Here is a 12,922-nt window from a genome sequence, read left to right as displayed (position 1 = left end):
CCCCACTTTCTCACCCTTACTCTCCACTATCCACCACTTCTCTCCACAAAACTTATTCTACACTGTTTCTACATAAAAAAAAACCCTGAACTAGTCAGGGTTCATTAAAACTTTATTTCAAAGTTTGACAATTTGTTGCTTGTTTTGAAATGAAAATGGCATATTTTTGAATGTTTTGAAGAATTCTGGACCATATTTGTTTAAAAAGTACATGATATTCCAAATTCTTTCCTGCGGGGCATCTAATGGTTTTAAACTATTTTCAATCCGTTCAAAGTCCCGAAGGATGTATCCTTCCTTCTCCTCCACACGCTGCGCCACCTTTTGATACACAAATTGAAGCTGGTCTTCAATAAATTTGGCATTTTTATCTAGTAGCTGCTCGAAGTTTGGTTCAATCTCCAGTGCTTCTTGTCTCATCACACCATGAGCATTTGCTAATTCACGTTTGGCGTGTTGAACCGCTTGAACAAAGCTGTCTGGAAGACTTTGCTGAAAGTGCGCTTCTTTCTTTTCTTTTACTCCATTTGTCAGCACTTCTTCTACCGACAGTTCTCTAACTGGCAGTTTCTTGTCGATGTGCCTTTCAAGAATGGTCACATGCAGTCTCGGAAGAACAGGCGCCATCTTTAATTTAAAATGCTCAAAGATTCCTTTCAGCTCTCCCCAATAGTTAACCTCACCGTGTCCTGCCATAAAGGCAAGTGCCGGGAGAAGGGTTTCCTGCATCAAGGGACGCGTCACCACATTGTTGCTAAACCGTTCTGGGTGCTCCTCGACTTCCTGCAAAAGCTCTTCCTTCGTCCACGTAAGCCCCACTTCTGATATAGAAAACCGGCCGTTCTCTTTTTCAATCAGGAAACGTTCCTCATCATATTCGTAAAACAGATTCGCCTGATTGTCACCAGCTTCAATAATTGGCTGATATCCTGCTCGTTTCATAGCAGCCTGCGATTCATTTAAGCGAGCAGTAACCGCATCATTTGTCTCGACAATGTGCTTGAATAACGAACGCTCAAGCGGTTTGACACCTAAGTCACCTGAATTAAATAAAAGCAGTCCATCTTCTTCAAAGAGGTCACATACAATCCATTCAAAGAAATCAGTAAACGTTTGTGATTTGCGTAAACATCGAAGAAGCTGTTCAAGCAAGTCATTGGTGTAAGCAGATTCTTCATACGTTGAAAACACATCACGGAGCCATTTCTCAGTTTTTTCTTGATCAAGCGGGATTCTTTTCGCAGCCGCTTTTTTGACGTTATGTAATGACAGCTTTTGTTTCACTGGCCCCTTTTCGCCAGATGTGTACACAAAATTAATTTCATCTACGTCATGATCCTCACCGGCTACCCAAAAGACCGGAATCACTGGGACGCCAAGCTCTGTTTCTTTTTCTTTTGCAAACTGAATGATGGAAATGATTTTATGTATGGTATAAAGCGGTCCTGTTAATAGACCAGCCTGCTGTCCTCCGACCACCATCACACTCCGTTCATCACGGATCTTTTCAATGTTCTGGCGCATCGCTTTCGATTCAAACTTTGCATGGTACGCGCTCATATAATCCGCTAAAGCCTCGCGCGGGAAGCTCATTTCCATGAGATCGTCGTATCTCTTTTTCCATGTGTGTTCAGAATGTATATCATAATCAAAAAAAGTCGTCATCTCTTTTTTTTCTTCTATATAATCACGTATGAATAAATTCTGACTTCGGATGGAAAGTTCAGTCAATTGCATGTTTAGAACTTCCTTTCTTCAATAAATAGTTAGTTTCCCGAAAAAAGTATAGCATGTAAATGAGCTCACTCAAAAGATTTTGTTTGCTTTTTTTCCAATACTTCCAAGCTTCGATCAAAGAAAGTGAGATGTGGCGCCGCAACGCCGTGAGCTTGAGCCTTTTTTAAAAGATAGCCAAGGATGGCTTTTCTTTCGGTTTCGCGGCCTTTCACTATATCTTGAAGCATAGACGACTGATTCTCAGCTGTTTTCTCACAAACAGAGACTACATAAGACCAGAGCCGCTCTTTTTCAGGTAAGCCCAAGATGGAAACTGCTTCTTCAAATGCACACTTCATCATGTATTCATATGAGGGGTTTGCGATCAATTCCCCGTTTCTCACATGCAACAAAGCCGTGAGCGGATTAATACAGATATTGACAAGCAGTTTTTCCTCCAGCACCTTTTTCCATTCATCCGTATAGATCATCTGAAAATGAGATGATGTCTCATTCAATGCTTTTTTTATATCAACTGCTTCTTCATGCTGAAATGCCCCCCACTTGATGACACCGATACCTGTATGGTTCACTGCATGATCTGACATCTTCATCGCTCCGTGCTCTACCACACCTATGTATAATGAATGTCCCTTTTTCCAATTCTCCAAATCTAATAAGTGAGCCATTCCGTTCTGTAAGAATAAGATACGATGAGGAGGTAATGTCGATAGTTCACCAAGCACATCTTGCAAATGATGATATTTCACTGTCACGATGAGCAAATCAAATTCTCCTGTTATTCCTGTCTGTGCATGAACAGCCGCCTGGCGTGTTTCTCCTTTTACTGTTCGCTCTATGCCTACTGCTCGAATCTCTTCTGCCTGTTCGTTTCTTCTTGTAAAGACTGTGACGTCATGATGCTGCGTTAAATAACTAGCACAGAGCAGACCAATCGCACCGCCGCCAATGATTCCAATGTTCAACTGCCGCACATCCCTTTTTCGTTTACTTCATGATATCAACTATTTTAACAGGTTCATGTCGTGATGCAAAAAGCAGATGACGCGCTATGATTGAATTTTTTTAATTTAAAAACTATAATAATAAGTGTAAAAACTTTTTGAGGCGGATGGGATGAAAACGCCTTCAATGACATCACTATCGACATTATGTGTGTAAGGGGGAAGATCATATGGCACAAGTAAAACGACTTCTAATTAATTACAAAACTTTAGAGGAATTTAAACAATTTAAGGAATACGGCATACAAGAGCTATCCATGCTCGAAGACCTTGAAAGCAATATGATTGAAAATGACAGCAACTCTCCATTTTACGGGATTTATTTTGGAGATAAACTAGTGGCACGTATGAGCCTTTATCAAGTGGACGGCTCAACGACAACGTATTTTAACCACAACCATGATTATTTAGAGCTGTGGAAGCTGGAAGTGCTTCCTGGGTATCAGCGCAAAGGGTACGGCGAAGCACTTGTTGAATTCGCTAAATCGTTCGGATTGCCAATTCGGACCAATCCACGCGTCAAATCTGCCGGTTTTTGGGATAAAATGGGCTTTGAAGCAGTCAAATATGATATGGAGCGCGATAAGGGTGAAAATCCACTCATCTGGGAGCCCGCACATATTCAAAAAAATACAGGTGAGTCCGCTTAAAGGCTGATCACAAAACGCCCCTCCTTTCTCTTGAGGGGCGTCTCTTTATTTAGCATATTCTTTTAAGCTAATATTCTGTTTGACTCTTTCAACAATACTTATGAGTGCCCGGTAATCTTCTTCTGTCATTTTTAATTGCCGCTTTAAGTGTTCATTTTCTTCTGTAAGTGACTTCAATTGATGCTGTGCATCAGCCAGTTCTTCGCGTAAATGAGCAGGTCCATCAGGTTCTTTTTCAAGTTGCTCTAAAAACTGAATCACTTCTCGAAGGGTCAATTCAGCCTGATTTGAAGAAGTCTTCTCTTCTATGGTTAACGCATGCTGTGGTAAACCAGAGGAATGAATACCTATTTTTTTACGCAATTCTTTCCGCTGTTTTTTTGCCAGCTCTATGCCTGCCTGATATTGTTTTCTAACGTATGAGTTCCACCTGAAACCACATGCTGCCGCTGTTCTTGACAATGCTTTCCCGACCTCCTCAAATGCGGAAAGCTGCGTCCCTCCATCTCGAATGTGCCTTAAGACGACTTCTGCTAAAAGTAAATCTTCATCTTGTGTCCATGCGTCCTGCCTTGTAATTGTCAATTGATCATCCCCCCTGAATCTGAATACCACATCATATGCGCCTACTAGAGTAGATAGACTATTTGCAGGGGAGAAACCTAAAAAATAGACAAATAAAAAAACGCAAGGGAAGATTCCCTCACGTTTTTTTATCAAGCATTAGTTGCTTTTTACGTCTTTGCCTTTGTATGTTCCGCAAGATTTGCAGACACGATGAGAAATTTTCATTTCACCGCATTCTGGGCAAGCTACCATACCAGGTACTTGTAGTTTGAAATGCGTACGACGCAATCTTTTTTTCATTTTAGAAGTTCTTCTAAAAGGTACAGCCATTATTCCCACCTCCTTAAAGAGTTAAGATTCATTATTTTCTTCTAAGAGCTTCTTCAAGCCTTCCAGACGCGGATCAATTCGGTTTTGATGTGCATCTTCCGAAATGACCGCCCAGTCATTCCCTTCTTGTGGTGCAGCACCTTTTACGTCCGTTTGGTCGCAAAAGATTTGCATCGGCACTTCAAGAAGAATTTCTTCCTTGACTAAAGGCGTTAAGTCGATGATGTCGTCTTCTACAATAGAAACGTCTTCATCTTCTATGTCGTCTGTCTTATGAAGTACAAATAGTTCTTTCGTTGAAATCGCAAATGGATAATTTACATCAACAAGCGTTCTTGAACAAGGCAATGTCATTTCACCTGTGATGGTTAAATCAAATGCGACTTGCTTTGATTCGATCACTCCAGTCCCTTTCACCTCTACCGGTGAAATGCGACGTATATCTGAATGAAGGCTAGTAAGTTCATTTAAGTCAACCGTCTCATGAAAATCGAAGCTGTTTTTAGCTTTTTGATGTAACTGATAAACTGTCCATTTCAATTGTATCACCTCTAAGAGCAACAAACATGATTATAGCTTTCATCATGTTATTTGTCAATATTTTTTCTTTACAGTCCTTTGTGATGTCAGAGCGTTGTTTGACATCAGTTCTCGGAATGCCTACACTGAAAAAAATGGGCTTCATTTTTCCCTTATGCTACTGTAGCATAGACCATTTAACCATAGCAAGAAAGGCGGAACATCTATTGAAAGCAACAGGAGTCGTTGTCGAGTATAATCCATTTCATTATGGACATGCCTATCATGTTCGTCAGGCGAAAACACATACCTCCTCAGATGTTGCCATTGCCGTCATGAGCGGTTCCTTCCTCCAGCGCGGTGAGCCTGCCATCGTCTCAAAATGGGCGCGGACAAAAATGGCACTGCAAAACGGTGTAGACATTGTGTGTGAGCTTCCATACATATACGCAGTGCAAAAGGCAGAAACCTTTGCAAACGGTGCTGTGGCGATTCTAGATGCTTTAAAATGCCACTCCCTTTTTTTCGGCAGCGAGGATGGTGACATCAAAGCATTTGAGCGAACGGCTCGTGCTTGGCATGAGAAAAAAGAAGAAATTGACCTTTTCACAAAAGGAAAAGTAAAAGAGGGCCTTAGTTATCCAGCTGCTGCTGCTGCTGCGTTTCAAGAGGTGATTGATCCTAAGCACTTACTGGATCTGTCTCTGCCCAATAACATTTTAGGTTTCCATTATGTCAAAGCCATCTTGGAGAGATCCCCTCACATACAGCCCTTTACCTCTCAAAGGATTTCATCTGGTTATCATGATGAAGAACTACCTGAAAATCAGAAAATCGCAAGCGCAACAAGCATACGAAAAGCGTTAAAAGATCATGGTACATTTGAAACAGTCGCCCCTTATCTCCCAGAAGCTACGCTCAAGCAATTACATGACTATCATTCTTCATATGGTCTTCTACATACACAAGAAGCCTACTTTAGCTTCTTAAAACACGTCTTTCACACAATGGATACGGCAGAACTAGAAGGCATCTATGAAATCGAAGAAGGCATCGAACACCGCATGCAAAAGGCGATTACACATGCGTCCTCCTACGAGGAATATCTATCACTCGTGAAAACAAAACGCTATACGTGGACAAGGCTGCAACGGATGAACACACATCTCTTAATGAGGGTGAAAAAGAGTGCCATGCATGAGCTGCTGAAAGAGAAAAAAGCGCCTTATATTCGTTTACTTGGTATGTCAAAGAAAGGGCAGCAATACTTATCTCTTGTGAAAAAAGAATTGGACGTGCCGCTCGTTAGTAAACTGTCTTCCTTTTCACATCCCGCACTTGATCTTGATATTCGCGCATCCCGCGTCTTCAGCCTGCCCGTTAGTGAGCCGATGCAAACGAATTTAACGGAAGCGGAATTTAAAACCTCACCGATCCGATATGATGAAGAGACTGGTCTCTTCCAGTCTTAGCAAAAAGAGCAGCCTTGCGTAAGGCTGCTCTTTTTGTTTAAGATGCTTTCTCTTTTAATTTGTTTAAATAGTTCAGCGCATCTTGCATTGTATCTACAGGCACAATTTTCATATTACTTTTAATATCTTTCGCTGTTTTGACAGCATTTCGATAGTCTGAATTTGGATCACCTTTATCATTCGGTGCAAAGAATATATCTTTTCCGGCTTTATCTGCCGCCACGACCTTTTGATCGATTCCGCCAATTGGACCGACCGTTCCATCGGCGTCAATTGTTCCCGTTCCTGCAATCGCATAGCCATGTGTTTCGTCTTCTTTTGTCAGCTGGTTATAAATTTCAAGTGACATCATAAGACCCGCTGACGGTCCGCCGATATTTTCAATATCCACCTTAATAGAAGGTGAGACTTTCACATTTCGGTCTGTAAATAATGATACGCCAATTCCAACTCGATTCGGCTCTTCTTTAAATGGTTTTAACGTCACTTTCTCCGTCATGTCTTTGCCATTTCGTTCAAGGACAAAACGGACAGATGTACCTGCTTTTTTGCTGCTGATATACGAAACCATTTTATCAGCAGAATCATAGGTCTTACCATCAACGCTTTTGATTCGGTCGCCCACTTCAATTTTGCCGTAAGCAGGCATTCCTTTCATCACGTAGCTTGCATATACGCCGTTAAACGTATAATCTACTTTTTTACCTGCTTTTGTATATGCTGCAATCATGGCATTTTCTTGAGAGCTTTTCATCAGCTGAAGCTGCCTTTTCATATAATCTTGATCCGACTCCCCGTCTGCTTTCATATTTTCTTCTGGGACGATTTCGTCATATTTATTCATTTTCGCAAGCAAATACGTATACGGATTGGCTGGACCTACTTTAATTGTCATAAGAGAGAAGCTGCCCTTCTCGCCATATCCGCCGTCTACTTGAATGTGGGGAGCAATCTCGGTTGCATCACCCGGCTTTGTCACGTAATATGGCAGTTTGACAAAGGTTAAGCCACATAATACAAGGATAACGACAAAAAAGCTGAGCCAGCGAATATTTAATTTTTTCATTCGATTAACACTCCCATTTATCAATGACATCTTTCAGTTTACCTGTTAGTTGATCTGCGGCAAGCTCACCTGCTTCAATCATCTCCTGCACCTGCGCGAACGCACTCGAGCTAAATGTTTCAAGCTTCGGCCGGATCATGACATCAGCGTGAATGGTTTGATGACGGACCAATTCATTTTGAAGGATGTCCAAACTTTGCATAATCACATCCGATAATCTCGTCGCCTTTTCTGTTTTTTTCACCCTTGATACATCAGAGGCGATAATGAGGTCTGCGCCCATATCTTTTAAAACAGACACAGGAATGCGGTCCACAACCGCTCCATCCACTAGCTGTCTGCCACCCATTTCATGAGGAACAAACACGCCTGGAATGCTGATGCTTGCTCTGACTGCTTGTGAGACAGACCCTTTTTTAAACACGACCTTTTCCCCTGTCTCGAGGTCACAGGCAACCACTGCAAGGGGCATTCTTAATTCTTCGAATTTTTTCCCATATGTAAACGTGTGAATCAGCTGCAAAATTCGATTTCCTTTTAAAAGACCGATTTTTGGCAGTGTATAGTCAGCATAATACTTTCTTCTGAAGACAAGTGCAAGTTTTTTCATTTTTTCTACGTCTTGTCCTGCTGCATAAAAACTCCCAACAAGTGCACCAATACTGCTGCCAGCGATCATATCTACCTGAATACCTTGTTTCTCAAGACTAGATAAAACTCCGATATGTGCCATTCCCCTCGCACCCCCAGAGCCTAACGCAAGCCCGATGACTGGTCGCCTCATGAAAATCCACCCTCCTCTTTTCTATGCATATATACGAATCTATTGGTCTAAACATGCCCCTTCTGCTCGTATAGTAATAGAAGACAGGCTCGGCTAGTTTCTTTCTTTTTTGATCACGAGCTCGCCAATAGATCATAACGGCAAGGGGCGAAATCTCCATGAAAAAATGGAACACTCTGTTCATCGCTGCTTTTTTTATCTTTTTAACAGCCACTGTGATTACACATCCACAAGCCTCTTTGCAAGCGTCTAAAAATGGACTTGCAATGTGGTGGGAGGTTGTATTTCCATCATTGCTTCCTTTTTTTATTTTGTCCGAGCTATTAATTAGTTTCGGGATTGTCAGATTTGTCGGGGTATTATTAGAACCATTTATGCGCCCTATCTTTCGAGTACCTGGTGTAGGCGGATTTGTCCTAGCAATGGGAATGGCATCAGGCTTTCCTTCTGGTGCGAAATTAACCACAAGACTCAGGCAGGAAGGACAACTGACACAAATCGAAGCAGAGCGCCTCGTTTCTTTTACAAATTCATCGAATCCATTGTTTATTTTCGGTGCGGTGGCTGTTGGTTTTTTTCATCATCCAGCTTTAGGAATTGTTTTGGCCTGCGCACATTATTTAGGTAATCTCGCTGTTGGGGTGACGATGCGGGGATATAAAGCACGGCATGATGCACATCTGAGGAGCCGTAAGCGATTTTTATTCCCACCGTTTCAAGAGGCATTCAGCGCTCTTCATACAGCAAGACTCGCAGAGAAAAGACCGCTCGGCCAAATTTTAAGTGATGCGGTCATGTCATCAGTCCAAACACTCTTTATGATTGGCGGCTTTATTATCTTATTTTCTGTGTTTAGCAAAATGCTGTCAGTTGTTCATGTGACGGACCTCTTATCCATAGGGATCGGATATATGCTGCAAACGATGCATCTTCCGCCAGAATTAGATCTTGCAATGATTGCTGGTTTATTTGAAATCACATTAGGAAGTCAGCTGACAGGGTCACAGGAAGTCACCCTTCTTGCTAAAACGATTGTCGTCAGCTTTATATTAGGATTCAGCGGGTTTTCTGTTCAAGCTCAGGTCGCTGGCATTCTGGCGGCAACAGATATACGCTTTAAACCGTTTTTCTTCGCTCGTTTGCTTCACGGGATTTATGCAGCTGTTTTTGCCTTCTTATTGTTCAAGCCTCTTTATGTCTCTCGATCTGACATGGCTCTCCCAGCAGGTGCCTTTGAAGCAAGCCAGCAGGTCGTCATGTACAGCAGTGTGCTTTGGAATCAGCTTGTGACAGCTGGCCCTTTGATCACGCTATGCAGCTTGATCTTGTATACGGCGCTATACTATCAGAAATTAAAAAAAGGATGAGTACACGGTGCACTCATCCTTTAAATTTTTCTATCAGCGCTTCTTCTACCTCTTTTGGCACAAGGTCTTTGACTGAACCATCATATTTCGCTACTTCTTTGACTATGCTGGAGCTTAAGAAGGAATACTGATTGTTGGTCATCATGAAAAACGTTTCAATGTCATCGTTTAACACTTTATTCATTGATGTGCCTTGCATTTCATATTCAAAGTCTGTCACAGCTCTTAATCCGCGTAAAATGACTTTGGCTTCTTTTTGTTTCGCATAATCAACAAGCAGACCGTGAAAGGATTCAACTTTGATATTTGGCAGATCCTTCGTCGCTTGGCGAATGAGCTCACACCGTTCTTCAACAGTAAATAACGGTTTCTTGGATGAGTTATTTAGTACACATACATACACTTCATCAAAGATCTTTGCACCTCTTTTGATGATATCCAAATGGCCCAATGTGACTGGATCGAAGCTACCCGGACAAACGGCTATGTTCCCCATGCTTTAATTTCCCCGCTTTCTATAGATCGTAATACCAGTCAACCCATACAGTTCCTGTCTTGATATGTAAAGCTGTCCAGCTTCCTCTGGCAGTATAACGTCCTTATCATGCTCACACACGATCACGCCGTCATCTGTTAATAAGGCATGCTCGTCAATCATGTCAAGAAGTGCTTTCAGCTGTTGATCTTTGTAAGGCGGATCAAGAAAGATCGCTTGAAAGGATTCCTCTCGTTTCACAATGGCTGCGAGTGCACGCTTTGCCTCGTTTCGAAACACTTCACTTTGATCAATCAGCTCCAATTGATTGAGGTTTCCTTTTATCGTTTGAATCGCCTTCATATCTCGATCAACGAATATGCAATGATCGAATCCTCTAGAAAGCGCTTCAATCCCTAAACCACCGCTTCCCGCAAATAAATCAAGGGCCCATCCGCCATCAAAATACGGGCCGATCATATTAAATATCGATTCTTTTACTTTATCTGTCGTCGGTCTTGTTGATTGACCTGGTACCGCTTTAAGTGTGCGGCCTTTTCTCGTTCCAGAGATGACTCTCATTTTCCCACCACTTTTTCTGCTTGCTTCTATTGGTTATTGTGTATGACAAAAAATCCAACATTATCTTACCACAACACTCCGCAGGGGACAATGCGCGGACTTTCATTCATTTTCTATGTATAGATCAAGAAAAGCGGGGTCATACTACTTATAACAGCATCTGATGTGGTGCTGTTGCCAACCGCGGAGAAGACTTACGTTTCCCCATAAGTTCTTCCTCCGGTTTCTCCTCTCCCTTTGCCTTCTCCTTAATGAATCATTAAGAATAGAAGGACCCCGCGGGTGATGCCGCGGGGGTTTTTTTGTGTCTTTAAAAGCCCACTTTATAATCATACTCTTTTGCTTTGTCCAATTTGGATTCGTACTCTAATTTAATAAAAGGTTTATATGAAGGCTCAACACGTTTCACAAATGGCAATGAGCTGAGCTTAGCCATATGGCGCTCGAGATCATTCATATCACAATAGATCACTGCATATTTCATTTTCCTTGAAATATAGTGAACATTTCCAAATTTTCTTAGCGCCTTTGACTGCTTTAACGAATGCAGCCAAACGACCATCCCTTGACGTTTGGTTTCCATCTTTTCACCTGCCGCTTTTTCAATTCTTTTCAGTCATTATGTAAAAGACGAGACATTCAAGTCTCGTCAAGATACTTTACAGCCACAGCTGCCACCAGATCCACAGCCACCGCCGCATGATGATAGACCATCAAAATATGGGTTCCCTGTTGGAACTTTGATATATGCTGATACAGCTTGACCGATTTCAATACTAATCTCATCTAAGATGGATTGAATCGCTGTTTCTGCTTTTTTGAAATCAACCACTGTATCGTGAAGATCTATCTTTCTTTTGACCTCACGCATTTCCTTTGAGATCGTTCTATAGTCCGGATGGTATTTGCCGAACCGCTGCACATCCTCATATTGCTCTTTTACTTTTGTAAAATGGGCAATAATTTGTTGGGCTTCTTCGTCTTGCTGGAGACGCTTAAAGCAGTTGCGGTAATGTTCAGCCTCCTCCGACTGAAGAATCATGGCAGCCAATTGATTCGCTTCCTCTTGGAGCTCCACAGATTCGATTGTCGCATACATAAATGATGCACCTCCAATTCATAGTTTACCACGAAACCTATGGATCAGAAAATGCTTTTACGTCACAAATACATCCCATGTCTCTCTTTTCTGCCTATATTCTGGATGACGAGAATTGAGCACAACGGTCATTTTATGCTTTCCTTTTGAGAGATGCTTGACCACAAATGCAGCAGTATATTCATTGCCTGCACGTTTTCCGTCTACATACACTGTAAAATATCCCGCCTTCTCATCCTTTTTTAGTCGCGTAGGCTCAAGATGAAAATCTTGCAGTGTACTTTCTATATAAACAGAAGACCCCTGCACTTTGTATTTTAAAAAGCCTTGCTGCTTCATTTCACTCTGGGCTTGCTGCATCACATGTACAGCTGGATCTTCCTTCATGACTTGCTTCTCTTCATGTTGACTTTGACACCCGGTGACAAGAAAAAGCAATGCGCATATTGACAGCATCCATTTCATCATCTGATTCTCCTTTCATCTACTTTTATAGGATGCTCAGGAAATGGACATCTTAATCAACTCAAAAAAGCCTCATCCGGCTCCATTTTGATTACGCATTGCTTGGAACATTTGAATCATCATTTCAGCCATTTGGACACTGTTACTCAACTGACTCACACGATGAGGAATGGTTTTTTCGTAAAAATTCATTTTATCTAATTCAAAGGACGATAGCTTATCAGGATGTCGAGTCAGCTGTCTGTACCAGAGAGGACGCTGTCTGATGAATTTGATTCGATCCTCTTCGGCCATGACAAACTCCTGTACTTCTTTCCGCACCAAAAGCATCCCCTTTCACTTAATCTTTCCTGAAGGAGAATGGGTGCTGACTGCCTCCAGATGAACCTTTCTTTGAGCCATTTGATGAAAATTGTCCGAGTAAGCTTTGTAAAGAGGAAATAGACTGGCTCATTTTGTTGATTTGTTCATTCATTTGATCAGCGTCCATTTTTTTCACAGCAGAAACCATTTTAGACATAAAATCGGCTTTTCCCGCTTCACTTGGCTTAGAGGCTTTTTCTTCTTTCACGTCTTCAGATTGCGTTTGCCGGTAAGGAGACCACATCTCATCTTCTTCACCAAACATGACCCAATTTTCGTATACACTTTGCCAGCTTTTTTCTTGCGTTTGCACTTCTTGAATTAACTTCGGATGGCGTCTGACGAATTGTTTAAATTCATCAATGGATGTTTGTTTTTGCTTGTTTGTCATATCCTCACCCCCCATACAAATGCCTACTATACTATATACATCAGCAGTTAT

The 12,922-nt window shown here is 41.8% G+C and carries 17 protein-coding genes; 3 read left to right on the top strand and 14 right to left on the bottom strand.

From position 1 onward, the window contains the following. Positions 1-117 precede the first annotated feature (117 nt). Together bshC and MHI33_RS08730 are read right to left on the bottom strand one after the other, a co-directional pair. Positions 118-1,737: a bacillithiol biosynthesis cysteine-adding enzyme BshC gene (gene bshC, locus MHI33_RS08735; RefSeq protein WP_065097229.1), complete on the bottom strand. Its 1,620-nt coding sequence runs from the start codon at positions 1,735-1,737 to the stop codon at positions 118-120. Positions 1,738-1,802: 65 nt separating this feature from the next. After that, positions 1,803-2,702 carry a 2-dehydropantoate 2-reductase gene (locus MHI33_RS08730; protein ID WP_278178988.1) on the bottom strand — a complete coding sequence of 300 codons (900 nt, stop codon included), beginning with the start codon at positions 2,700-2,702 and terminating at the stop codon, positions 1,803-1,805. A 209-nt stretch (positions 2,703-2,911) separates the two neighbouring features. Here MHI33_RS08730 and MHI33_RS08725 point away from each other — a divergent pair, with 209 nt between their 5' ends. Further along, the gene (locus tag MHI33_RS08725; protein ID WP_003211702.1) at positions 2,912-3,391 is read left to right on the top strand and encodes an N-acetyltransferase; all 480 of its coding nucleotides are present in this window, start codon (positions 2,912-2,914) and stop codon (positions 3,389-3,391) included. 45 nt (positions 3,392-3,436) lie between these two features. Here the strand turns inward: MHI33_RS08725 and gerR are convergent, their stop codons facing one another. From gerR to MHI33_RS08710, 3 genes are all read right to left on the bottom strand, one after another. Then, positions 3,437-3,976, bottom strand: a complete 540-nt coding sequence (gene gerR / locus MHI33_RS08720) for a sporulation-specific transcriptional regulator GerR (RefSeq protein ID WP_065097227.1) — start codon at positions 3,974-3,976, stop codon at positions 3,437-3,439. Positions 3,977-4,114: 138 nt separating this feature from the next. Further along, positions 4,115-4,288, bottom strand: coding sequence for a 50S ribosomal protein L32 (rpmF, locus tag MHI33_RS08715; RefSeq protein ID WP_008354700.1), 174 nt, complete (start codon positions 4,286-4,288; stop codon positions 4,115-4,117). A 21-nt stretch (positions 4,289-4,309) separates the two neighbouring features. Beyond that, the gene (locus tag MHI33_RS08710) at positions 4,310-4,828 is read right to left on the bottom strand and encodes a YceD family protein (RefSeq protein ID WP_003210956.1); all 519 of its coding nucleotides are present in this window, start codon (positions 4,826-4,828) and stop codon (positions 4,310-4,312) included. Positions 4,829-5,034: 206 nt separating this feature from the next. Between MHI33_RS08710 and MHI33_RS08705 the strand changes: the two genes are divergently transcribed. Then, positions 5,035-6,279: a nucleotidyltransferase gene (locus MHI33_RS08705; RefSeq protein ID WP_340910667.1), complete on the top strand. Its 1,245-nt coding sequence runs from the start codon at positions 5,035-5,037 to the stop codon at positions 6,277-6,279. Positions 6,280-6,316: 37 nt separating this feature from the next. Here the strand turns inward: MHI33_RS08705 and MHI33_RS08700 are convergent, their stop codons facing one another. Both MHI33_RS08700 and MHI33_RS08695 read right to left on the bottom strand, forming a co-directional pair. Beyond that, positions 6,317-7,345 (bottom strand): SepM family pheromone-processing serine protease, encoded by a 1,029-nt coding sequence (locus MHI33_RS08700; RefSeq protein WP_044141998.1) that lies wholly within the window; start codon positions 7,343-7,345, stop codon positions 6,317-6,319. A 4-nt stretch (positions 7,346-7,349) separates the two neighbouring features. Further along, complete coding sequence (locus tag MHI33_RS08695; protein WP_044141999.1) at positions 7,350-8,129, bottom strand: patatin-like phospholipase family protein; 780 nt, start codon at positions 8,127-8,129, stop codon at positions 7,350-7,352. A 158-nt stretch (positions 8,130-8,287) separates the two neighbouring features. Between MHI33_RS08695 and ylbJ the strand changes: the two genes are divergently transcribed. Further along, a complete protein-coding gene (ylbJ, locus tag MHI33_RS08690; protein ID WP_044142000.1) occupies positions 8,288-9,496 on the top strand; it encodes a sporulation integral membrane protein YlbJ in 1,209 nt (402 codons plus the stop codon). Between the two features lie 13 nt (positions 9,497-9,509). On the opposite strand, the gene coaD is transcribed toward ylbJ, so the two are convergent. The 7 genes from coaD to MHI33_RS08655 all read right to left on the bottom strand — a co-directional run bounded on the left by coaD (position 9,510) and on the right by MHI33_RS08655 (position 12,871). Further along, complete coding sequence (gene coaD / locus MHI33_RS08685) at positions 9,510-9,992, bottom strand: pantetheine-phosphate adenylyltransferase (RefSeq protein ID WP_044142001.1); 483 nt, start codon at positions 9,990-9,992, stop codon at positions 9,510-9,512. A gap of 3 nt (positions 9,993-9,995) precedes the next feature. After that, the gene (rsmD, locus tag MHI33_RS08680; RefSeq protein WP_407707530.1) at positions 9,996-10,553 is read right to left on the bottom strand and encodes a 16S rRNA (guanine(966)-N(2))-methyltransferase RsmD; all 558 of its coding nucleotides are present in this window, start codon (positions 10,551-10,553) and stop codon (positions 9,996-9,998) included. Between the two features lie 310 nt (positions 10,554-10,863). Then, the gene (locus tag MHI33_RS08675) at positions 10,864-11,136 is read right to left on the bottom strand and encodes a YlbG family protein (RefSeq protein WP_003212137.1); all 273 of its coding nucleotides are present in this window, start codon (positions 11,134-11,136) and stop codon (positions 10,864-10,866) included. Positions 11,137-11,202: 66 nt separating this feature from the next. Next, positions 11,203-11,652, bottom strand: coding sequence for a YlbF family regulator (locus MHI33_RS08670; RefSeq protein ID WP_003211139.1), 450 nt, complete (start codon positions 11,650-11,652; stop codon positions 11,203-11,205). A 57-nt stretch (positions 11,653-11,709) separates the two neighbouring features. Next, a complete protein-coding gene (locus tag MHI33_RS08665; protein WP_044142002.1) occupies positions 11,710-12,117 on the bottom strand; it encodes a hypothetical protein in 408 nt (135 codons plus the stop codon). A 72-nt stretch (positions 12,118-12,189) separates the two neighbouring features. Beyond that, the gene (locus MHI33_RS08660; RefSeq protein ID WP_044142004.1) at positions 12,190-12,438 is read right to left on the bottom strand and encodes a YlbE-like family protein; all 249 of its coding nucleotides are present in this window, start codon (positions 12,436-12,438) and stop codon (positions 12,190-12,192) included. 19 nt (positions 12,439-12,457) lie between these two features. Further along, positions 12,458-12,871, bottom strand: coding sequence for a YlbD family protein (locus tag MHI33_RS08655; RefSeq protein ID WP_044142005.1), 414 nt, complete (start codon positions 12,869-12,871; stop codon positions 12,458-12,460). Positions 12,872-12,922: the final 51 nt, after the last annotated feature.

Source organism: Bacillus sp. FSL K6-2971 (assembly GCF_038006405.1).
Lineage (GTDB): Bacteria > Bacillota > Bacilli > Bacillales > Bacillaceae > Bacillus > Bacillus pumilus.
This window is presented reverse-complemented; position numbering and strand designations above follow the sequence as displayed.